Annotated in this window: 19 protein-coding genes; 6 read left to right on the forward strand and 13 right to left on the reverse strand. The window is 64.8% G+C overall.

The genetic code is table 11. The annotated features are described in order from the left end of the window. Positions 1 to 25 precede the first annotated feature (25 nt). Together CO669_RS24410 and CO669_RS24415 are read right to left on the reverse strand one after the other, a co-directional pair. Entirely contained in the window at positions 26 to 2,434 is a 2,409-nt protein-coding gene (locus CO669_RS24410) for a TonB-dependent receptor family protein (RefSeq protein ID WP_097662494.1), read from the reverse strand. A 95-nt stretch (positions 2,435 to 2,529) separates the two neighbouring features. Then, positions 2,530 to 2,904 carry a DUF2946 domain-containing protein gene (locus CO669_RS24415; protein WP_198964237.1) on the reverse strand — a complete coding sequence of 125 codons (375 nt, stop codon included), beginning with the start codon at positions 2,902 to 2,904 and terminating at the stop codon, positions 2,530 to 2,532. Between the two features lie 496 nt (positions 2,905 to 3,400). Between CO669_RS24415 and CO669_RS24420 the strand changes: the two genes are divergently transcribed. From CO669_RS24420 to CO669_RS24440, 5 genes are all read left to right on the forward strand, one after another. After that, entirely contained in the window at positions 3,401 to 3,805 is a 405-nt protein-coding gene (locus tag CO669_RS24420; RefSeq protein ID WP_097662496.1) for a globin, read from the forward strand. A 135-nt stretch (positions 3,806 to 3,940) separates the two neighbouring features. Further along, positions 3,941 to 4,963 (forward strand): sugar ABC transporter substrate-binding protein, encoded by a 1,023-nt coding sequence (locus tag CO669_RS24425; protein ID WP_018320172.1) that lies wholly within the window; start codon positions 3,941 to 3,943, stop codon positions 4,961 to 4,963. A 6-nt stretch (positions 4,964 to 4,969) separates the two neighbouring features. Continuing rightward, positions 4,970 to 6,472 (forward strand): sugar ABC transporter ATP-binding protein, encoded by a 1,503-nt coding sequence (locus tag CO669_RS24430; protein WP_097662498.1) that lies wholly within the window; start codon positions 4,970 to 4,972, stop codon positions 6,470 to 6,472. Between the two features lie 11 nt (positions 6,473 to 6,483). Continuing rightward, entirely contained in the window at positions 6,484 to 7,509 is a 1,026-nt protein-coding gene (locus CO669_RS24435; RefSeq protein WP_097662557.1) for an ABC transporter permease, read from the forward strand. A gap of 235 nt (positions 7,510 to 7,744) precedes the next feature. Continuing rightward, positions 7,745 to 8,821, forward strand: a complete 1,077-nt coding sequence (locus tag CO669_RS24440) for a serine hydrolase domain-containing protein (protein WP_198964238.1) — start codon at positions 7,745 to 7,747, stop codon at positions 8,819 to 8,821. A gap of 225 nt (positions 8,822 to 9,046) precedes the next feature. Here CO669_RS24440 and CO669_RS24445 read toward each other — a convergent pair whose 3' ends face one another. Genes CO669_RS24445 through CO669_RS24465 form a run of 5 tightly spaced genes read right to left on the reverse strand, consistent with a single transcriptional unit; the run spans position 9,047 to position 14,445 of the window. Beyond that, positions 9,047 to 10,084 (reverse strand): ABC transporter ATP-binding protein, encoded by a 1,038-nt coding sequence (locus tag CO669_RS24445; protein WP_097662500.1) that lies wholly within the window; start codon positions 10,082 to 10,084, stop codon positions 9,047 to 9,049. Then, positions 10,077 to 11,057 carry an ABC transporter ATP-binding protein gene (locus tag CO669_RS24450; protein WP_097662501.1) on the reverse strand — a complete coding sequence of 327 codons (981 nt, stop codon included), beginning with the start codon at positions 11,055 to 11,057 and terminating at the stop codon, positions 10,077 to 10,079. The genes CO669_RS24445 and CO669_RS24450 overlap by 8 nt, the downstream gene beginning before the upstream one ends. Next, a complete protein-coding gene (locus CO669_RS24455) occupies positions 11,054 to 11,875 on the reverse strand; it encodes an ABC transporter permease (protein WP_097662502.1) in 822 nt (273 codons plus the stop codon). The genes CO669_RS24450 and CO669_RS24455 overlap by 4 nt, the downstream gene beginning before the upstream one ends. After that, on the reverse strand, positions 11,872 to 12,795 hold the full coding sequence (locus tag CO669_RS24460) for an ABC transporter permease (RefSeq protein ID WP_097662503.1): 924 nt from the start codon (positions 12,793 to 12,795) through the stop codon (positions 11,872 to 11,874). The genes CO669_RS24455 and CO669_RS24460 overlap by 4 nt, the downstream gene beginning before the upstream one ends. Before the next feature lie 60 nt (positions 12,796 to 12,855). Continuing rightward, positions 12,856 to 14,445, reverse strand: coding sequence for an ABC transporter substrate-binding protein (locus tag CO669_RS24465; RefSeq protein WP_097662504.1), 1,590 nt, complete (start codon positions 14,443 to 14,445; stop codon positions 12,856 to 12,858). A gap of 283 nt (positions 14,446 to 14,728) precedes the next feature. Here CO669_RS24465 and CO669_RS24470 point away from each other — a divergent pair, with 283 nt between their 5' ends. Continuing rightward, entirely contained in the window at positions 14,729 to 15,613 is an 885-nt protein-coding gene (locus CO669_RS24470) for a hypothetical protein (RefSeq protein WP_097662505.1), read from the forward strand. Positions 15,614 to 15,811: 198 nt separating this feature from the next. On the opposite strand, the gene mtnK is transcribed toward CO669_RS24470, so the two are convergent. From mtnK to CO669_RS24500, 6 genes are all read right to left on the reverse strand, one after another. Beyond that, entirely contained in the window at positions 15,812 to 17,098 is a 1,287-nt protein-coding gene (gene mtnK, locus CO669_RS24475; RefSeq protein WP_097662506.1) for an S-methyl-5-thioribose kinase, read from the reverse strand. 35 nt (positions 17,099 to 17,133) lie between these two features. After that, positions 17,134 to 17,481, reverse strand: a complete 348-nt coding sequence (locus CO669_RS24480) for a hypothetical protein (protein ID WP_097662507.1) — start codon at positions 17,479 to 17,481, stop codon at positions 17,134 to 17,136. Between the two features lie 80 nt (positions 17,482 to 17,561). Further along, entirely contained in the window at positions 17,562 to 17,837 is a 276-nt protein-coding gene (locus CO669_RS24485) for a DUF1467 family protein (RefSeq protein ID WP_097662508.1), read from the reverse strand. A gap of 9 nt (positions 17,838 to 17,846) precedes the next feature. Next, positions 17,847 to 18,251 (reverse strand): methylmalonyl-CoA epimerase, encoded by a 405-nt coding sequence (gene mce, locus CO669_RS24490; protein ID WP_097662509.1) that lies wholly within the window; start codon positions 18,249 to 18,251, stop codon positions 17,847 to 17,849. A 12-nt stretch (positions 18,252 to 18,263) separates the two neighbouring features. Continuing rightward, entirely contained in the window at positions 18,264 to 19,934 is a 1,671-nt protein-coding gene (locus tag CO669_RS24495; protein WP_097662510.1) for a ribonuclease J, read from the reverse strand. Further along, positions 19,934 to 20,740, reverse strand: a complete 807-nt coding sequence (locus tag CO669_RS24500) for a biotin--[acetyl-CoA-carboxylase] ligase (protein WP_097662511.1) — start codon at positions 20,738 to 20,740, stop codon at positions 19,934 to 19,936. Before CO669_RS24500 ends, CO669_RS24495 begins: the two co-directional genes overlap by 1 nt.

Genomic DNA, 20,740 nt, shown 5'->3' on the forward strand with positions numbered 1-20,740 from the left:
GCCCCACTCCCTTCGAGAGCCCGGATCATTTGAATGCCACCTTCATACCCGCAACGAATGTGCGCGGCGAGCCCGCATAGATCGATCCCGTCGAATTTGCGAGCACGCTCGCAGGATTTTGAAGGCCCGCCGCCGTCACCGTATTGGAGATGTTGTTGGCCGAGGCGACGTAGGTCCGATCGAAGACGTTCCTGACCTCGAGATACAAGTTCAGGGATCTGAAGGTGTTGGACAACAGGTCGGTCGCGTAGTGGACATTCACATTGACCAGCTCATAGCCCGGCGCCTTCAGCAGGTTTGCATTGTCCATGTAGAAGGAGTCCTTCCACTGGACCTCGACAAAGCCGCCAAGGCCGGTCAGCGGCCCAGCGAACGCATCATAGCCGATCCTGGCCGTCAGCTCGTTGGGTGAGATGCCGGGGATCTTGTTGCCGGCTCGGTTGAAGCTGAACACGGCGCCATTAGTGATGTTCTCGACATATTCGGTATAGACCTCGTCGAGATAGGTGTACGCCGCCATGAACCGCCAGCCTGGATAGAACTTCCAGTCGGCGGCCAGCTCGATGCCGCGGTGTTCGGACCGCGGCGCGTTGAACATATAGGTCGCGTTGCTGGCGCTGGGATTGCTGGCGGCCTGACTGACCAGCTCATTCCGGAAGAACTCGTAGAATGCCGTCGCGCTCAGCTTGACTGCATTGCTCGGCGTCCAATCAAAGCCGAGATCATAGCCGACATTGGTTTGCGTCTGGAGCTGGGTGTTGTTGCCGAAATCACCGTTCGGAAGAACGAACAGATTCGACACCTGCGGCGTTCCGTATCCCGTCGCGACCCGTCCGCGAAACTGCCATTCCTGATTGAGCCTGTAGAGCAGCGCAAATTCAGGAGCGGTGTTCTCGATTTTGCGATTGACGCTGGTGGGCGTGGGTATCGTCGCCACGGGAACGTTGACCGTATTGTACTTGTAGAGCGTATTGACGCCTTTCAGGACGGTTGTCTCCCATCCTATTCCGGCGACGGCGGTGAGCGCGGAAGTGAGCTTCAGCTCCTCCCTCGCCCGTATCCCGTAATTGGACGTATCGCTGTAGGTGTTGGCCGAGATCAGGCCCAGTGTGGCGTTTCCGCCCGGCATGACGTTCCGCGTATCGCTGGACGCCACGAGCGTGTTGTACCAGGCGCCGACCAACGTGGTAGACTCCATGCCGAAGATTTCGCCGCGCTTGGTGAGATCGCTCATGTAGTTGTACGAGGGGAAATCGCCGATCGCGGTCGTGGCGCCGGTGGGCTGGCTGATGTTCCGGTCGTCGAAGACGAACTGGTTGCGCCACGTCATCGTGTTGTCGAAGTCGTGCTCCCAGCGTCCTCCGACAATGGTGCGCCGATCGTTTCGCCCGAGACCCGCCTGCGTGGCTGTCTCGGTGTCCTTGCCACCGTTGAAGCCGTTGTTGAAGAGAGACACGGTCGGACATCCGGCGGCAGCCGTCGCACCGGTCGTGCACCCCTGCTGGAAAGGGTTGGTGTAGAACTGGTTCAGCGACTGCCGCAGCGGCAGCCGTGCGCTGAGGTCGTTGTTGATGATCTTGACCGTGAAGCGATCGTCCGGCGTCGCTTTCAGCGTGCCAAGGAAGTTGACGGTCTGGGTGTTGAACCAGCTGTTACCGGTGTAGCCGTCGGCCCTGGTGTCGCTCACGAACAGCGAGCCCTCGAAATTGCCGACCTTCTTGCCGGCCGCCAGGTAATTGTTGAGATAGCCGTAGCTGCCGCCGTCGACGCCATATTCGACGCCATCGATCGTGCCGCCCGGCCGTGTGCGGAAATTGAGCGCACCGCCGGTCGCGTAATTGCCGTAGAGCGCCGACGACGGCCCCCGGATCACGTCGATCGCACTGTAGGCGTGGGGATCGATCAGGTCGCTGCGCGACAGGCCGTCCGGCTGCGTCACCGGGAAGCCGTCGTCGAAGATCACGAGATTGCGGATGGCGAAACCGTTGCGGGCGTTGGATCCGCGAATCGAGATGCCGAAATCGCGCGGGCCGTTACCCTGCTTGATCGAAATGCCCGGACTGTCCCGCAAGACGTCGCTGACCGAAAACGACGGGCGGTTGTCGAACTGGCTGCGATCAATCGTCGTCGCGGTCTGGCCGGCGGGCGCCTGATTGAGACCGGCCCGCACCGCCCCGGCGGACATCGTGTTGTTTTGCCCCTGGGCGCCATCGATCGCGACCGGCGCGACCGGCCTCGCTGCGCGCGCCGCCGATGCGGAGCGTAGCCGCGTTGGCCGGGTGATTGTTTGGAGACGGGAGGTCTTGGGCGCCTCGACCGTCACTGCGGGAATCGCTTCCGGGGCAGCCTGGGCGAGCGCGTCTGAACCGACCGGGGACAGCAGTCCGACAAGCACGGGCAAGCCCGCGCTTCCGATCGCACGTATGCGTAACATCACTTGAATTCCTGACATCCGGCACCTCGGCCGGTCCATTGAGCACGCCATCGGCACGGCAACGGCGCGCGCCGACGGTTCGGTTTGTCGCTAGGTCAGGAAAATCGAGGTGGGGCGCGCGCTTGGGCGATCGAGCCCTCGGGCGCGGCGATCGCGAGCGCTTGGGCCGGATGCCACACCACGCGCTCGGCATGGCGGGCGGGAATCGGGAGTGTCGTGTGCGTCGGCGAATCGAGCGAGGCGCTGGCCTGGGCCAGGCAACACAGGGCGCACGCGCCGGCATGCGCATTCGGTCCGCCGGTCTGATCGCTCAGGCCGCCCTGCTCGCTCGCGCTGTGACAGATGACGCCGGCAGACAGCGGATCGGCAATGGCCTGCCCGGTCGCCCAGCAGGCGGCAATCGGCGCCAGCACCTGCATCGCCAGGGCGAGCAGGACCAGGGGCAGGAATTTTTGAAGCCGAGCGCGCATCCGCCGAACCATTCGTTCGTTCACTAACTAAACACCGTGCCGCTCCCAAGTCGAGGTCAGTTCCGCCGCCTTCTTGGCCCAGCGCAAATTTGGCGAAAACCGTGGCCGCGGTAACCCAGCACAGCCCCGCGGATGGGCATTTGAGGCATGTCAAACGCCCCCGCTTTCCACAGATTTCGTATATTTGTCATATACTTGCAGGCCCCGACGCCCGATCATTTCGTCTACTGACCGAATTTTGAACATTCGTTGCCGAAAATGATGACAAGTGAGAAAAGTTGATCTAGCATCCCTCTCGCTCAGGCTGGCCGCGAGGTCCAAGTCTGGTGGTCCAAGTCTCGGGAGGAGCCCCTGGCGCGCAAAATGCAGCGTCGCCCCGCCAATCAAGATCAAATCTTAAGATCGGGGATAATAGGGTCGACACAATTTTTGAGCGGGGCCAGGGCCCCGCTCTTTTTTTGTCCGCAGGTATTGTTGGCAAGGGCCTGAAGCGCCGATGAATGCTTCGTCCAATCCGATCGAGATCAGCTTCGAACGTGCGGCCTCGCGCTGTGCGGATCTCACGCCTCTCGTCTACCAACGCCTGTTCGACGCGCATCCCGAGACTCAGGCGATGTTCCGCGCCGATGGCCGCGACCTCGTGAAGGGGTCGATGCTCGCGCTGGCGATCGAGGCGATTCTCGATTTCGCCGGTGAACGCCGCGGACATTTCCGGCTGATCGCCTGCGAGGTCGCCTCGCACGATGGCTATGGCACGCCGCGCGAGCTGTTCATCGCGTTCTTCGCCGTGATCAGGGACAGCTTGCGCGATCTGCTCGGCGAAGAATGGTCCATCGAGATCGCGCACGCCTGGGATCAGCTGCTCGTCGACCTCGACGCATTCGCCGGTGCGACGGCCTGACGCTTTGCGCTGCACCAACACGGCTCGCTGCAATGAGTGATTGCAGATTGAGTGGCGCCAACTCTTGTGAGACACTTTCGGCCATCGGTCGCGCAATCAATGACGCGCCGACGAAAATATATATGGGAGCGAGCGATGTCCGGGACGAAAGATTTCTCGACGACGAGGCGCGATCTTCTTCAGGCGGCTGCGACCGCCGGCGCCGGAGCTGCCCTCCTCGGCAGCATGGGCATAAACCCCGCACTGGCAGCCGAGGTCGGACGCAGCGAGAAGCCGCTGAAGGCGGCATTCTCCAATGCAGGGCTGCAGGCCACCTGGTGCGCGCAAGGCAAGCAGGCCGCCGAATTCTGGGGCAAGCTGTTCAACGTCGAGGTCACCTGGTTCGACGGCCAGCTCGACGCCGTGAAGCAGCGTGCGGCGATCGACAACATGGCCTCGCAGAAATGGGACTTCGTCGCGATCCAGGCCTTCGGCATCGGCACCCTCACCCAGCCCGTGCAGAAGATGATCGATGCCGGCACGCCCGTGATCGACATGGACACGCTGATTGCGCCGCTCGACCAGATCAACGTCCACTCCTTCCTCGCCCCCGACAACGAGTTCATGGGCGCCTCGGTGACCCAGGCACTGTGCAACGCGATGGGCGGCAAGGGTAAGATCATCATGACGCAGGGCGCGCTCGGTCATACCGGCGCGCAAGGGCGGGCAAAAGGCTTCACCAACACGGTGAAGCAATTCCCCGGCATCGAGGTGCTCGACACCCAGCCGGCCGACTGGGACGTCTCCAAGACGGCGCGGCTCTGGGAAACCTATCTCACCAAATATCCGCAGATCGACGCGGCGTTCTTCCACAATGACGACATGGCGCTCGCCGCGGCCAACATCATGAAGGCACGCGGCCGCACCAACATCCTGATCGGCGGCGTCGACGCCATGCCGCCGGCAATCCAGGCGGTGAGCGAGGGCCGCATGTTCGCGACCGTCCGCAATCCCTCCTGCCGCATTCATGGCGGCGCCATCATCGCGGGCGTCTCCGCCGTGGTCGGCGGCGAAAAGAGCGGACAGGGCATTCCCAAGAACGTCGTCACCGACGGCCCGGTCGTGACCAAGGCCAATGCCGCCGGGATGCAGTGGATGCAGGATCACTTCCTGATCTGAACCTCCATGCCCGAGGTGCGTTCGCCCATCCTTGAACTGCAGGGCATCACGAAGAGCTTCGGCGGCGTCGAAGCGCTTCGTGGTGTCGACTTCGCGCTGCATCCCGGCGAGATCCACGGTCTCGTCGGCGAGAACGGCGCCGGCAAGAGCACGCTGATGAAGATCATCGCCGGCGTGCACACCGAATTCTCCGGCCGCTTCCTGATCGACGGCGCGGAGACGCATTTCCGCTCGGCGCGCGATGCGCACGCGGCCGGCATCGCCATGGTGCATCAGGAGCTCTCGGTCGCGCCTGATCTCACGGTCGCCGAGAACGTCTTCCTCGGCAACCAGCCGACCAATGCCCTGGGCCTCGTGCAATGGCGGCGGATGGCGCGCGAGGCCGGCGAGCAGCTCGCCCGCTTCGGCATCGACGTCGATCCGATGTCGCGGCTCGGCGATCTCCCGATCGGGCTGCAGCAGCTGATCGAGATCGCGCGCGTGCTGTTCTCCGGCGCCCGGATCGTCATCCTGGACGAGCCGACCTCCGCCCTCTCCCCGCCCGAGGTCGAGCGCCTGTTCGCAACGCTGCGGCGGCTGCGCGAGCAAGGCACCAGCATCGTCTTCATCTCGCATTTCATCGAGGACATCCTGCTTGTGTCCGACACGGTGACCGTATTCCGCAACGGGCGGAAGGTCGCGGAGACCGCGAGCTCTGCGACCAGCAAGGGCGCGCTGATCGAGGCCATGATCGGCCGCGGCGGCGAGGCGCTCGAGCACAGCTATAGCGACGATCTGATGCTGCCGCAGCCGAGCGCCAGCCGGGTCGTTCTCAAGGTCGACCAGCTCTCGCTGTCCCGCAGCCTGAAGGACATCTCCTTCGAGGCCCGCGCCGGCGAGGTGCTCGGCATCTACGGCTTCATGGGATGCGGCCAGCAGGAGCTGTCGCGCATCCTGTTCGGCAAGCTGAAGCCGGACGCTGGCACGCTTCTCGTCGACGGCACGCCGAAGACCTTTGCCAGCACGGCGGCGGCACGGCGCGCCGGCGTTGCCCTGGTGCCGGAGAGTCGGCGCGACATGCTGTTCCATCAGGAGCCGGTCTACAAGAACATCTCGATCAGCATCCTCGATCGCATCTCCGCGCTGCTGCTCAAGCCGGCGCAGGAGCGCGATATCGCAAAGCGTCAGGTCGAGCAGTTGCAGATCCGGCCGCCGGCGGTCGGGCTCGACCTCGGCATGCTCTCCGGCGGCAACCAGCAGAAGGTGGCCCTGGCGAAATGGCTGACCTATCCGCCCAAGCTGCTGGTGCTGTGCGAGCCGACCCGCGGCATGGATGTCGGCGCCAAGAACGACGTCATCAACATCGTCCGCGACCTCCGCGCCAAGGGGCTCGCGATCATCGTGCTGTCGACCGAGCCGGAAACGGTGCTGTCGCTGGCCGACCGCATCCTCGTGCTCAAGCGCGGCGCGATGGTGCGGGAATTCAGGAACGAGCCGGTCAGCAAGGACCGCCTGCTGGAAGCGGCGTGACGGAGAAGCACATGAGCAGCGAGACGGCTTTGGCGGCGGAGCGGCGGGCCCGGGGCCTTGCGCCCTTCCTGCGCTCGCAGATGCGCAACATCGCCCCGTTCCTGACCCTGATCTTCCTGTCCGGATTCTTCGCCTTCGCCAGCCCCTCCTTCGCGACGCTCGACAATCTCGGCAACATCCTGACCCAGGTGTCGGTCACCGGCATCATCGCGGTCGGCCTCACCTTCGTGATCCTGTGCGCGGAGATCGACCTGTCGATCGCCAGCATCGCCAACGTCACGGGCATCGCGGTCGCCTACTTCACGCTGCAGGAATCCTACGTCAACATCGCCAACATCCCGCTGCCCGGCGCGGTCGCGATCATCCTCTCGATCCTGCTCTGCGCCCTGCTCGGCCTCGTCAACGCGCTGGGCCTGACCGTGATCGGCATCCCCTCCTTCATCATGACGCTCGCGATGATGCAGATCGCGGCCGGCATCTCCGCGCTCCTGGTGCGCGGCCAGATCGCCTACAAGGTCCCTAGCCTGATCACCACCCTCGGCTCCGGCTCGATCGGCGGCATTCCCTGGATCGTGATCGTCGCCGCCATCATGCTGCTCGGCGGCCACCTCGTGCTGACCTACACGCGCTTCGGCCGCTACGTCTACATGGTCGGCGGCAATCGCGAGGCGGCCGAATATTCCGGCCTCAACGTCAAGCTCATCCTGGGCGCGGTGATGGTGATCTCGGCGGTGTGCTCCGGCATCGGCGGCATGCTCGGCGTCGCCCATTTCGGCAGCGCGCAGCAGAACGAATTCGACACCTATCTGCTCGACTCCATCGCCGCCGTCGTCGTCGGCGGCACCAGCCTGTTCGGCGGCCGCGGCGGCATCGGCAACACCATCGTCGGCCTGTTCGTGCTCGGTGTGCTCAACAACGGCCTCGACCACGTCAACATCGACAGCTTCCTGAAGATCCTGATCCGCGGCCTGATCCTGCTGGCAGCGCTGGTCATCAACGTCTATGCGCAGCGGCTGCGGGAAAGAACGGCGGAGTAGACGGCCTCAAAGCAAAAACTGCGAAAACAACCCCATGCACAGTAGAAACTGTGAGTGAGTTCAGGCCCTTATCACGGCCGATCATCAACATCTGTAGCCTTGGCGAGGTTTGACTCGTCGGGCAAAACAGGCGAACAACTCCGTCATGGCACCGACCGCGTGCCCCCGGAGAGCGAGAGCCCAAATGGCTGTCATCGATCGCCGCGCCGTCCTTGTCGGCGGAGGAGCGCTTCTCGTGACGACAAGCCCGCTTGCCTCCGCGCCGTTCGCGTGGGGATCGATCCCCCCGTCCGATGCGGGCTTTGCGCCCGACCTTGACGAGCGGCTCGACAAGGCGATTGCGGACAAGAGCGCCTGGGGCCTGCATGGCGTCGTCGTCACGCGCAAGGGCAAGCTCGTGCTCGAACGTTACTTCACCGGCGAGGACGAAGTCTGGGGCGCTCCGCGCGGCCGCGTCGTTTTCAGCCCCGACACGCTGCACGATCTGCGCTCGGTCACCAAGAGCATTTTAGGTCTGCTCTACGGGATCGCCCTCGATCTCGGCAAGGTGCCGGCACCCGACCAGACGCTGATCGCGCAATTCCCCGAATACGCCCACGCCGCAACCGATCCCCGCCTCCAGCGCCTGACCGTCGCGCACGCGCTCACCATGACGCTGGGGTTCGACTGGAACGAGGACATTCCCTACCAGGACCCGAGCAACAGTGAAATTCAGATGGAGCGCGCGCCCGATCGCCTGCGCTACATCTTCAGCCGGCCCTTCATCTCCGATCCCGGCACCCGCTGGATCTACGGCGCGGCCGGCACCGAACTGATCGGACAACTGCTGGTGAAAGGCACCGACCAGTCGCTGCCGGATTTTGCACGCGCGAACCTGTTCGATCCCCTCGGGATCGGTCCGACCGAATGGACCAAGGGTTTCAACGGGCAGCCCGCACCCGCCTCCGGCCTGCGCATGACGCCGCGCGATCTCGCGCGCATCGGCCAATTGATCCTCAACCGCGGGCAATGGGACGGACGCCAGATCGTCTCGACGGACTGGTTGGCGAAATCGTCCCAGCCTTACGTTCCCTGCGACGAGCAGCGCCGGTACGGCTATTTCTGGTATAGCGGGGACCTGCAATACGGCCAGCGGCCGAACCGTCCGCTCGCGCATTGGGTCGGCGGCTTCGGCTATGGCGGCCAGCGGCTGTTCGTCATGCCCGACCTCGAAATCGTGGTCGCCATCACCTGCGGAAACTACGCCGACGAGAAGCAATGGATGCCGCCGATCCGGGTGATCCGCGACGTCGTCCTGGCCGGGCTGAGGTGAAAGCCTCGTGCGATACCCGTCGTCTCTAAGGTGCGGACCATTACGCCGTTCCAGCGTCCGTCATTGCGAGCGCAGCGACTTGTCCGCCGAAGCCTTGGCGAAGGCGGAAGCAATCCAGAATCTTTCGGCAGAGACAATCTGGATGGCTTCGTCGCAAGGGCTCCTCGCGATGACGTGAGGAGGCAGGACACCCGAACATTCCCCTCTCTCGTTGACGCCCCGATCCTAAACTGAAACGGACGCCTCCTGCCCCGCAATCTCCTCACTCCGCCAGCACCGCACCGCATGTCCGTCGGGCCGCGTCTCCAGCACCGGCCCCGGCTCGCGCCGGCACACGGCTTCCGCGTAGCGGCAGCGCGGGCTGAAGGCGCAGCCGTCAGGCGGATTGAGCGGGTTGGGAAGGTCGCCGCCTGTCGTCGCCAGCGGGGCGTGGTGCAGGGGATCGGGGATGGCGGCAATCAGGGCTCGCGTATAGGGATGCGCCGGCCGTTCGAAGATCTCGCGCCAATCGCCGTTCTCGACGATGCGGCCGAGATACATCACGGCGACGCGGTCGCTCATGTGCTCGACCACGCCGAGATCGTGGCTGATCATGATGTAGGACAGGCCGAGCGTGTCCTTCAGCTCCAGCAGCAGATTGATGATCTGGGCACGGATCGAGACGTCGAGCGCCGACACCGGCTCGTCGCAGATGACGATCTTGGGATTGAGGATCAGCGCGCGGGCGATGCCGATGCGCTGGCGCTGGCCGCCGGAGAATTCGTGCGGGTAGCGGTCGGCCTGCTCGGGGCGCAGGCCCACATGCCGCAGCATGGTCGCGACGCGATCCTCGATCTCGCTCTTCGCGGTGACCCCGTGCACACGCAGGGGATCTTCCAGCGTGCGCCGGACGGTCTGGCGCGGGTTGAGCGAGGCATAGGGATCCTGAAACACGATCTGCACGGTGCGGGCGAGCGCCTTGCGGTCGCCGGATTGGCGGTTCGTCACCACCTGCCCGTCCACCATGATGCGACCGCGCGTCGGCGCCAGCAGGCCGAGGATCGACAAGGCGACCGTCGACTTGCCCGAGCCGGACTCGCCGACGAGGCCGAGGCATTCACCGCGCCTCAAGCTGAGATCGACGCCGTCGACGGCACGGAGCACCCGCTTGCCGCCCCCCAGCAGACCGCCGCCAAGCGGAAAATGAACCGCGAGATCCCTCACGCTGAGGATGAGATCATCGTCCGGCCGTTCCTCAGCCGGCCCGTTCTGCGGCTCATGCATGGTGATGGCACCTCACGAGCCCGCCCGCCTCCAACAGGTCCGTGCCGGGCGCGACCGTCCGGCAAATCTCGGTCGCCTGGGCACAGCGCGGATTGAACCGGCAGCCCTCGGGGAAATTCGTGATCGCCGGAACGACGCCGGCGATTTCCTGCAGCCTGCCGCGGCCCAGCGCGGCGCGGCTGCCGAGCCGCGGCAGCGAGGCGACCAGCCCCTGCGTATAGGGATGCGAGGGCGCGCGGAAGATGTCGGCCGAGCCGCGCTCCTCGACGATGCGGCCGGCATACATCACGGCGACGCGGCGGCAGACATTGGCGACGAGCCCGAGATCGTGGCTGATCATCAGGATCGCCGTGCCCCGCTCCGCGCACAAATTCCGCATCAGCTCGATGATTTCGGCCTGCACGGTGACGTCGAGCGCGGTGGTCGGCTCGTCGGCGATCAAGAGATCCGGACCGCAAGCGAGCGCGATGGCGATCATCACGCGCTGGCGCATGCCGCCCGAGAGCTGATGCGGATAGTCCTTCACGCGCCGCTCGGGCGCAGGCACGCGGACACTCGCCAATGCCTCGACTGCCAGCCGGTTGGCCTCCCGCCAGCTCTTGCCCTTGTGCAACACGAACATCTCGGCGATCTGCCGGCCCACGGGCGAGACCGGGTTCAGCGCCGTCATCGGCTCCTGAAAGATCATGGCGATGCGGTTGCCGCGCAGATCCCGCTGCCTGGCGGCCGACAGGTGCTGGATCTCCTTGCCGTCGAACCGGATGACCCCGCCGCCGATCGACAAGGGATGCCGGAGCAGGCCGATCAGGGCGAGCGCCGTGATGCTCTTGCCGCAGCCGGATTCACCGACGAGGCCGAAGGTCTCGCCGCGATCGATGCGGAACGAAACGCCCTCGGCCGCCGCAACGCGCCCCGATCCGATATCGAGATCGAGCTTGAGATCCTCGACCTCGAGCAGCGGCGTGCCGGTCATGTCCGCCGGCTCCGCGATTGGGGATCGAGAATGTCGCGCAGGCCGTCGCCGAGCAGATTGAGGCCGAGCACCGTCAGGAAGATGGCAAGGCCCGGAAAGACCGACAACCACGGCGCCGTCGTGATCTGCTCGCGGGCCTCCGACAGCATGCTGCCCCAGCTTGGAAAGGGCGGACGGACGCCGAGGCCGAGGAACGACAAGGCGGCCTCCGACAACACCGCGCTGCCCATGCCGAGCGTGCCGATGACGATGAGCGGCCCGAGCATGTTCGGCAGCAGCTGCGTGATCATGATGCGCAGATCGCCGTAGCCGAGCACGGTTGCCGCCTGCACATAGCCCTGGCTCCGCAACGACAGCGCCGAGGCCCGCGCGATCCGGCAGGTGAAGGACCAGTTGGTCAGCCCGAGCGCGATCAGGAGGCTGGTCAGGCCGGGGCCGAGCACGGCCATGATCGCCAGCGCGAAGATCAGCGACGGGATCGCGAGCATGAGGTTGGTCAGGGCGTTGACGACGTCGTCCCACCAGCCGCCGAAATAGCCGGCACTCAGGCCTAGAGCCACGCCGATCACGCTGTTGATCAGCTGCGAGATGATGCCGACCGTCAGCGAGACGCGCGCGCCGTAGACGACGCGGGAATAGATGTCGCGGCCCTGGTCGTCGGTGCCGAACCACCAGGTCCAGCTCGGCGGCTCCTCCGCGTTCATGAGATTGGCATCCATGACGGGATCGGTGTGCGCGAGCCAGGGCGCGAGCAAGCCGACCAGGATCGCCAGCGCGAACAGCGAGCCACCGATGACGAGATTGGCGCGAAGCTTCATGCGTATCTGATCCTGGGATCGATCACGCCGTAGAGCACGTCGATCAAGAGATTGATCGCAAGGAAGGCCAGCACCACCACGAGGATGGAGCCCTGGACGGCCGGAATGTCGCGCTGCAGGACGCTGTCGACCAGCAGCGAGCCGATGCCCGGCCAGGAGAACAGTTTTTCGACCACGACCGCCTGCCCCATCAAGGCGCCGAATTGCAGGCCCACGGTCGTGAGGATGATGACGAGCGCGTTGCGCATCACGTGCCACTTCACCACCCTGGTCTCGCTCATGCCCTTGGAACGCGCGGTGCGGACGAAATCGGCGGTCATGATCTCCAGGACCGCGGCGCGAGTCGTCCGGGCGAACAGCGCCATCGGCGAGACCCCGAGCGTCACGGCCGGTAGCAGCAGATATTTCAATCCGCCGTCGCCATAACCGAAACTCGGCAGCCAGCCGAGCTTCAACGCGAACAGATACATCAGAACCAGCCCGAGCCAGAATTTGGCAATGGACAGGCCCGACACAGCAACGACCATCGCAAGCGTATCGACTATGCCGCCCGGTTTCAGCGCCGCGATGAAGCCGAGCGGCACACCGACGACGACGGCAAACGCCATGGCCGCGAAGACGAGCTGCAGCGTGGGCCAGGCCCGCTTGGCGATCATGGTCGTCACCGGCTCGCGGGTTCGGAACGACGTGCCGAAATCACCGGTCGAGAGCTTTGCGATGTACTTGCCGAAGCGCACATAGACGGGATCGTCGAGCCCGAGCTGCTTCTTCATGCGCTCCTCGACCTGCGGGTCGCTGTCGTCGCTCATGGAGGAGACGATGCTGCCGGGAACGACGCTGAACAGCACGAAGACCAGCAGCACGACCGCGAGCACGGTCGGAATGGTCTGCAACAGGCGACGGAACAGGAAGGAGAGCATCGGCACTTTTCCTCTCTCCCTCCATCGTTTGACACGATGGAGGGAGCGCGCGAGCGCATGTCACTTCGCGGGCGAGGTCTCGTCGACCCAGAGGTCTTCGACGTTTTGGTGGGTCAGTTCAGTCGGATTCAGCTGAATCCCCTTGAGCCACGGCTGCACCGCCATGACTGCCTTGTTGTAGTTGAAGAACCAGACCGGCGCCTCCTCATAGAGCAGCGCGTTGGCCTTTTGCAGCAATTCGGTGCGCTTGGCGGGGTCGTCGGCCTGCCCTGCCGCATCGACGATCTTGTCGAAATCGGCATTCTTGTAGGTCATGTAATTGCAGGCCGGCTGCGGCGTCGACGAGTGGAAGCACTTGAGCGCAGACAGTGGATCCGGGCCGCTCGCCTGGGAATAGATGAAGGCCTGGTAGTCGCCGGTGCGCACCACCTCCGCCAGCACCGCGGTCTCGACCTGCTTGACCTTCACTTTGATGCCGACCTTGTCCAGCATCGGGATCACGGCCGAGACGATCGGCAGGCCCCAGCTCTCGTTCGGGCTGGTGGTCCATTCGAATTCGAAGCCGGATGGGTAGCCGGCCTCGGCGAGCAGCTGCTTGGCCTTGGCGGGATCGTAGGGATACGGCTTCATCGCCTTGTCGTAGGCGGGCGAGGTCAACGGCAGCCAGCTGGTGGCGCGGTAGGCCTTGCCTTTGACAAGCTTGTTGATGATCAAATCGGTGTCGATCGCGTAGTTGATCGCCTGCCTGACGCGCTTGTCGGAGAACGGCTTGTACGCGGGATTCATGCCCATGTAGCGCGTGAACACCTCGGCGACCTCGACAATGGTGCCCTTGAGATTGGCGTCGGACTGATAGGCGACGTATTGGGCGGGCCCCAGCACCGAGGTGTCGACCTCCTTGTTGCGGAAGGCGACATCGCGCGCCGCGGCCTCGGCCATGATCGAGACGACGACCTTGTCGGCATAGGGCTTGCCGGGCTTGTAGAACCGGTCCCAGCGCTCCAGCACGATACGCGAGCCCGGCACGTGCTCGACGAACTTGAACGGCCCGAGGCCGATCGGATGCTGGATGAAGCTGTCCTTGGCGCCCTCGTCGGCCGGGTAGATCGAGGTCAGCGCTGTGAAGAAGTAGAAGCCGGGATCGACCTTCTCGGTCAGCTTCATTTCGAGGGTGAAATCGTCGATCTTCTTCAGGCCGGAGATCTCCTTGGCCTGCCCCTTCTCGACCGCCGCGGCACCTTCGATGACGCGCACGAAGCGCGCACCGGGAAAGGCCTTGGTGCCGTCCATGATGCGGTTGTAGGACCAGATGACGTCGTCGGCGGTCATCTTGCGGCCATTGTGGAAATAGGCGTCGTCGCGCAGCTTGAAGGTGTGAACGAGGCCTCCGCCGGAGACCACATCCTCCTTGGCAAGCTCCAGAACCGGCTTTCCTTCCGCCGAATTCCAGATGTAGAGCGATCGATGCAGCGCCTTGGCATAGATCTCGTCCTGAGCGCGCTGCGTGGTGTGAATGTCGAGACTCGTGAAACTCGAGCCATAGGGTGCGGTCATGCGGATGGTTCCGCCCTTGCGCGGGGTCTGGGCCTCGGCCGCGCCGGCGAGCGCCAGCCCCACTCCCGCGACGATCGCAATCATCCTGAACATCATGTGTCCCCCAACCAACGCAGGCGCAAGCCGATCAGAGATTTGATCATTCGCAGCCCGTCGAATGCAAGCTTCGTTTTTGGTGGAGACCAATGTCAGTTCCGTTGGGCGGCGCTTTGGAGACAGGTCTCGCGGATCAGGTTGCGTCTCCCCAGCGATGCAATTGGCATTGACGCGGTGCGACATCCGCGGCCAGGAACCATGAACATTTTTCGTCATCGACGCGACCAAGCTCAGGATCGTCATCTGAGCTCCAATCGATTGCGAAAACAAGGATCGCGCAAAAATGACCCGCCGAAGGCCAGGCATCCTGCTCGCCGGCAGTCTGGTCGCCGCGACAGCGGCGATGGCGATCCCTGTCACGCCGGACCCTGCCCGCGACGACCTGACGAAGAACATTCAGATCAATTGGTCCCACACCAAGCGGTCAAACGGGTTTGTCGACGATACATGGTGGGCCGTCAGGGGCCGTTGCGCCCCGAACTATCTGGGCGAGCGCCTGCTCTGCGACACGATCGGGCTTCTGGCACAGGCGACGAGCCGTACATTCGAGGCCAAAATGTCCGATGACATGGGCCTGCCGCTCGTCGACCTCTGGGGCCTGGTGACCGCGAAGAATTCGCCCTTCATCAGGTCGGCTCACGTCGAGACGCCGCGCGATCTCGCGGCCGTGCTCGACTTCTATCGCGCTGCACTCGAAAAGCGCGGCTGGACCGAGAACGACGGCGCGGTCATCGAGCCCGACCGGGCCGTCGTCGCTTTCACGACGTCGGACGGGCCGGCGCTGCTTCGGCTCGTGCGTCAGGACAAGACCACGATCGTCGACCTTGCCCGGCGCAAGCCGCTGGCCGCCACCGCCCGCATCCAGCCCGTGCCGGGTCAAGCGAGGTTGTTGCTCGGCAACAAGGCGGATGAAGCGGCCGACATCACCGTCAACGAGCGAACCATCCAGCTGGCCCCTCACGCCGGAGAAGGACTGATCGATTTCGACGCCGCCGCAGACGAGTTGCCTGATCGTCAGAAAATTGACCTGCCGCCGGGCAAGTACAAGGTCACCCTCAAGCTCAAGGGCAGCGCAGCCCAGAACCGCGAGTTCGAGGTCGCGGCCAACGAGACCTGGGGTCTGCTGGCCGGCCCCGAAGGCGCGCCGCTGCCGATGCGGATGTATTGAGGGGCTGGCCTGCACTCCCCTCGTCGTCATTGAGTGCCCACTCTCTCCCCGTCATTGCGAGGAGCCCTTGCGACGAAGCAATCCAGAATGTCTCCGCGGAAAGATTCTGGATTGCTTCGCTGCGCTCGCAATGCCGGAGCCTGGAGAGCGCTCCTCGCAACAACGACGGAGTGTGAGGAGCCGTCCTGCGCTACGCCTTCAGCCCGATAATTCCGGCATCCAGTCCCGCAGCTTCCGCGCGGCGCCCGTCACGTCGCCGATCGTCCGAAAAGTCCCCGTCTCCACCATCATCGCCCGCGCCAACCGCACCGCGCGAGCTTCGCTGATCGACCGGGTCTTGGCATCCTCGATCAGCTCGAAGTCGATGTTATGGGCAAGCCCGAAGATGCGGCGGATGGTCTTTGCGGCAGCGAAGCCGACGGCATCTGTGAACAGGCGCTGCATGTAGGTCTGGCGCTCGGCCTCGAGGCGCGCGGCGCCCTGCGGGCCGGCAAAGAGCGAGACGGGATAGGCATCGCCAGTGCCCCCTGCGCGCCAGAGTTCCAGAAACTTGCGGGAAAACTCGATCCAGATCTGCCCGATCGTCTCCAGCACCCAGCCCTCGAACGCCGCCCGCTCGCCCGGCGCGCGCTCGTGGCCGTTCGATGCAAAATAGGCCATCAGGAGATTGGCGAGCACCGCGCCGACGTCGAATCCCATCGGACCGTAGAACGCGAATTCGGGATCGATCACGCGCGTCTGGCGCTCGGTGACCATGATCGATCCGGTGTGAAGGTCGCCGTGCAGCAACGCCTCGGGGCTCGCCATGAATTTCAGCTTCAGCCGGGAGATCGCGACGTGCAGCTCCATGTCGTCGCGCAGGCTCGCAGCGAGCGCATCGAGATAGGGCGCGGTCCAGCGGTTCTGCTCGGCGATGCGATAGGGATCGGTGAAGATCAGGTCCTCGGTGATCTTGCACAGCGCATGGTTGCCGGCGAAAGCAGCTATGCCTTGCTTCTTCTCGGCCGCCGACAGCGCGAGGTCGGAGGTGAAGAACAGCGTCCGCGCCATGAAGGTGGCGATGTCACCGGCGAAGCCGGGATATTGCGTTCCGGCGACCAGCCCCTTGCGCATGATGATGTGGGGCTCGAGCAACTCCATCACCGTCAGCGCGAGAGTCTCGTCGTGATGCAGCAGCGCCGGTACCAGCCCAGGTGCGAGCTCGGCCTGGCGGGACAGCGCGAGATATTCGTAATGGGCCCGCGACAGCGGCAGCGGCCAGCTCTCGCCGACGAGGCGGACATAAGGCAGCGCCTGCTTGACGGCGACGCCGCCATGCGTGCCCTTGACGATGAAGACGAGGTTGAGGTTGCCGTCGCCGACCTCGGTAACGTCCCAGGCAGCCGGCTCGCCGCCGAGGCGCGCCGCGATATCGGGCAGGCCTGCGAGATGATCCCGCAAATCGGCCTCATGCAGAATCCGGTAGTCTCCCTGCCCCTGCGCCATGACGATCCCATCCCATGCTTGGCATGGCCGGATCGTTACTCCCGCTCCAGGAAGCTCGAGCCGATCTCGGCCTTTCTTTTGATCGGATCGTAATCGCAATAAACGAGGTCCGCCACCAGCGTGTAGCTGGCGCTGACCGTGTATTTGTCCAGCTTGACGGAGTTGAGGCCGATCACCGACGTGCTCTTGCCGCCGTTCCATTTGAACGGAGTCGAGCTCTTGGCCTGCTCGCAGGCCATGACGGCTTCGTTGAAGACATAGCCCTCGACGAACGCCTTCAGGGTGCGCACCTGCGCGGCCATTTTCCATTCGACATAGCCGACGGCGCCGAGACCGGCGACGATCAGCACCAGAAGCGCGATGACGATCCTCTGAAAAGTCATTGATGCCCCCAAATCAAGACAGGTCCAAAATCAAGGCGAGGCGAAGCGGTCGTCTCGAAGAATGCGCCGCACCAAGAAACCTAAAACGGCATGCCCATCAATTTCGACAGGCGCTCGATCGAAAGATAGCCGGCGTGATAGGCGGCAAGGCCTGCGCCGTAGAAGATCGCCGAAATGATCGTGGTCCAGATCAGCTTGCGGCCCATCCGGGTCAGGATCGGGGCACCGGGGTCGGTGCCGGGCGCGCCGACGCCGTCCTCGTGCTGGCTGCGCACGCCGAACGGCAGCGTCAGGAACAGCGCGATCCACCAGATGACGAAGTAAATCGCGATCGCGGTCGAGATCTGGATGGCCATGGGGCGGCCTTATGCCTGCTCGATTTCGACCAGCGCGCCGGAAAAGTCCTTCGGGTGCAGGAACAGCACCGGCTTGCCGTGGGCGCCGATCTTCGGCACGCCGTCGCCGAGCACCCGCGCGCCCTCCTTCACCAGCGTGTCGCGCGAGGCGATGATGTCGACGACCTCGTAGCAGACATGGTGGATGCCGCCGTCGGGGTTCCGCTCGACGAATTTTGCGATCGGCGAGGCCTCGCCGAGCGGCTCGATGAACTCGATCTTGGTGTTGGGGAGCGTGGCGAACACCGTGATGACGCCGTGCTCGGGCAGCGGCACGGCTTCCGAGATCTGGGCGCCGAACGCGGTGCCGTAGATCTTCGCGGCCTTGACGGCATCCTTGGTCGCGATCGCGACATGGTTGAGCCGGCCCAGCATGGTTCTCTCCCGTTAGACTGTCAGCACGTGTACCAGACAGGGGGGCTTCTTGCCCCAATGTTCGTTGATGACGGCCCGGACAGCGCGTCGCACCGACTCGCCCAAGGCGTCGGGGTCGCGGCGGCGGGCCTTCGGCAGCCCCTCGATCGTGGACATCACGGCGTCGAAGACGATGTCGTCGAAGGGCTCGCCTGCCCGGTTCTTCTCGGGGATGCCGACCAGATCGACTTCGGGATCGTCGGCCAGCTCGCCCTGCTCGGTCATGGCGATGGCGACGAAGGCGCAGCCGGAGAAGGCCATGCGGCGGCGTTCGACCACGGCGCGGGATTTTGAATCCTCCAGGATCGTGCCGTCCTTGTAGAGACGGCCCGAGGGCACCTCGCCGACGATGCCGGGATCGCCGGGGCCGAGCTTGACGAGGTCGCCGTTGCGGCAAACCAGCACGCGCGGCACGCCGGCGGCGCGCGCGAGCTTGGCGTGCTCGTGCAGATGCAGGGCCTCGCCATGGACGGGGATCAGGAGCTGCGGCCTGGTCCAGGCGATCATGTCGCGCAGCTCGTCCCGGCGGGGATGGCCGGAGACGTGGACCAGAGCGTCGCGGTCGGTGATGATCTCGACGCCCTGCAGCACCAGATTGTTGATGATCGAGCCGACCGCCTTCTCGTTGCCGGGAATGGTGCGCGAGGAGAAGATCACGCTGTCGCCGCGGTTGAGCGTGATCTCGGGGTGGTCGTCATTGGCGATGCGTGCCAGCGCGGCGCGCGACTCGCCCTGGCTGCCAGTGCACAGCGCCAGCACCTTGTCCTGCGGCAGATGGCCGTAGACCTCGGGCGACCGGAAGTTCTGCACGCCGTCGAGATAGCCGCATTCGCGCGCGACCTGCACCACGCGCTCCATCGCGCGGCCGACCACGACGACCTCGCGGTCGGCTGCCTTCGCGGCGGCGGCGACAGCCTTGATGCGGGCGACGTTGGAGGCGAAGGTCGTGACGGCGACGCGGCCCTTGGCGGATTTCACGAGATCGATGATGGTCCGGGCGACCTCGGCTTCCGAGGGCGAGCGGCCATCCCGCACCGCATTGGTGGAATCGCCGATCAGGGCGAGCAGCCCCTCCTCGCCGAGCTCGCGCAGGCGCTTCTCGTCGGTTGGCCGCCCCAGGGTCGGGGTCGGGTCGATCTTCCAGTCGCCGGTGTGCAGCACCGTGCCGGCCGAGGTGTGGATCGCCAGCGCATGCGCCTCGGGAATCGAATGCGCGACGGGAATGAACTCGACGTTGAACGGGCCGACGTCGATGCGGCCACCCGACGGCACCACGGTCACCGGGATCTTCGGCGCGTTGCGCTCGGCGGCGCATTTGGCCTCGAACAGCGCAGCGCTGAACTGCGTCGCATAGATCGGGCATTTCAGCTTGGGCCAGAGATCGATGATGGCGCCGAAATGGTCCTCATGGGCGTGCGTCAGCACCAGGCCCATCAGGTTCTTGCGTTCCTTCTCCAGGAAGCTGATGTCGGGCATGATCAGGTCGATGCCCGGCAGGTGCTCCTCGTCGCCGAAGGAGACGCCGAGATCGACGGCGAGCCAGGCGCGCTGCTGGCGGTTGCCGAGGCCGTAGACCGACAGGTTCATGCCGATCTCGCCGACGCCGCCGAGCGGCGCAAACACCAGTTCTTCGGGTTTTGCCATCACGCAGCTCCCACGGAGCGGACCGGGCCGAAGAATACCTCGCCCGCAGCCACCGGCACATTGCGGCCCTCGGCGGTGCGCACGATCAGGCAGCCGGTGTCGTCGATGGTGTCAAAAATGCCTTCCAGCGTCGTGGTTCCCGTGTGGATTGCGACCGGCTCGCCGAGACCGGCGGCCCGCTCCAGCCAGAGTTTTCGGATATCGGCAAAGCCACGGCCATTGTCCCAAAGGCCGCGGAATTCGACCCAGGCATCGGACAGCGCCGAGAACAGCTCCTCGGCGCTGATCTGGACGCCGAGCACGGCCAGCGAGATGGCGGGCGTCGGCGTGCCCTCGGGCGCGGCAACGACATTGGTGCCGATACCGACGACGATGGCGAGGCGATCGCCGACGGCCTCCGCCTCGAGGCCAATGCCGACGAGCTTCTTGCCGTTCGCCAGCACGTCGTTCGGCCATTTCAGGGCGTAGCGGGGACGGCCCTCGCCGAGGCGCAGCGCAGCTTCGAGGCTGACCTTCTCCAGCGCGGCCTCCTCGGCAAGCCCGGCGGCAAAACCGATGGTGGCGGCAACCGCAGGCGCGACGTCGAGGACCTCGAGGACGCTGGCCGCGAGATTGCCCTTTGGCGCGATCCAGGCGCGCTGGCGGCGGCCGCGGCCGGCGGTCTGCTCCGAGGTGACGAACCACATCGGGCCGCGCTCGCCGGCTCTTGCGCGTTCGATCGCCTCGGTGTTGGTCGAGCCGGTCCGTTCGAACGCCGCGAGCTTGTAGCCCGCGGCTTGTGCACGAGGACCGAGCGCGAAGGCCAT

Origin of the sequence: Bradyrhizobium sp. Y36 (genome assembly GCF_002531575.1) — a bacterium.
In the GTDB taxonomy this organism is placed as follows: Bacteria; Pseudomonadota; Alphaproteobacteria; order Rhizobiales; family Xanthobacteraceae; genus Bradyrhizobium.

Excerpts from the sequence above, each read along its gene's own strand:
- CO669_RS24455 (WP_097662502.1), bottom strand. The coding sequence starts at position 11,875 with ATGAAGCTTCGCGCCAATCTCGTCATCGGTGGCTCGCTGTTCGCGCTG.
- CO669_RS24430 (WP_097662498.1), top strand. The coding sequence starts at position 4,970 with ATGCCCGAGGTGCGTTCGCCCATCCTTGAACTGCAGGGCATCACGAAG.
- CO669_RS24425 (WP_018320172.1), top strand. The coding sequence starts at position 3,941 with ATGTCCGGGACGAAAGATTTCTCGACGACGAGGCGCGATCTTCTTCAG.
- CO669_RS24410 (WP_097662494.1), bottom strand. The coding sequence starts at position 2,434 with ATGTTACGCATACGTGCGATCGGAAGCGCGGGCTTGCCCGTGCTTGTC.
- mtnK (WP_097662506.1), bottom strand. The coding sequence starts at position 17,098 with ATGGCGCAGGGGCAGGGAGACTACCGGATTCTGCATGAGGCCGATTTG.
- CO669_RS24445 (WP_097662500.1), bottom strand. The coding sequence starts at position 10,084 with ATGCATGAGCCGCAGAACGGGCCGGCTGAGGAACGGCCGGACGATGAT.
- CO669_RS24500 (WP_097662511.1), bottom strand. The coding sequence starts at position 20,740 with ATGGCCTTCGCGCTCGGTCCTCGTGCACAAGCCGCGGGCTACAAGCTC.
- CO669_RS24435 (WP_097662557.1), top strand. The coding sequence starts at position 6,484 with ATGAGCAGCGAGACGGCTTTGGCGGCGGAGCGGCGGGCCCGGGGCCTT.
- CO669_RS24450 (WP_097662501.1), bottom strand. The coding sequence starts at position 11,057 with ATGACCGGCACGCCGCTGCTCGAGGTCGAGGATCTCAAGCTCGATCTC.
- CO669_RS24460 (WP_097662503.1), bottom strand. The coding sequence starts at position 12,795 with ATGCTCTCCTTCCTGTTCCGTCGCCTGTTGCAGACCATTCCGACCGTG.
- CO669_RS24470 (WP_097662505.1), top strand. The coding sequence starts at position 14,729 with ATGACCCGCCGAAGGCCAGGCATCCTGCTCGCCGGCAGTCTGGTCGCC.
- CO669_RS24485 (WP_097662508.1), bottom strand. The coding sequence starts at position 17,837 with ATGGCCATCCAGATCTCGACCGCGATCGCGATTTACTTCGTCATCTGG.
- CO669_RS24415 (WP_198964237.1), bottom strand. The coding sequence starts at position 2,904 with ATGCGCGCTCGGCTTCAAAAATTCCTGCCCCTGGTCCTGCTCGCCCTG.
- CO669_RS24495 (WP_097662510.1), bottom strand. The coding sequence starts at position 19,934 with ATGGCAAAACCCGAAGAACTGGTGTTTGCGCCGCTCGGCGGCGTCGGC.
- mce (WP_097662509.1), bottom strand. The coding sequence starts at position 18,251 with ATGCTGGGCCGGCTCAACCATGTCGCGATCGCGACCAAGGATGCCGTC.
- CO669_RS24465 (WP_097662504.1), bottom strand. The coding sequence starts at position 14,445 with ATGATGTTCAGGATGATTGCGATCGTCGCGGGAGTGGGGCTGGCGCTC.
- CO669_RS24420 (WP_097662496.1), top strand. The coding sequence starts at position 3,401 with ATGAATGCTTCGTCCAATCCGATCGAGATCAGCTTCGAACGTGCGGCC.
- CO669_RS24480 (WP_097662507.1), bottom strand. The coding sequence starts at position 17,481 with ATGACTTTTCAGAGGATCGTCATCGCGCTTCTGGTGCTGATCGTCGCC.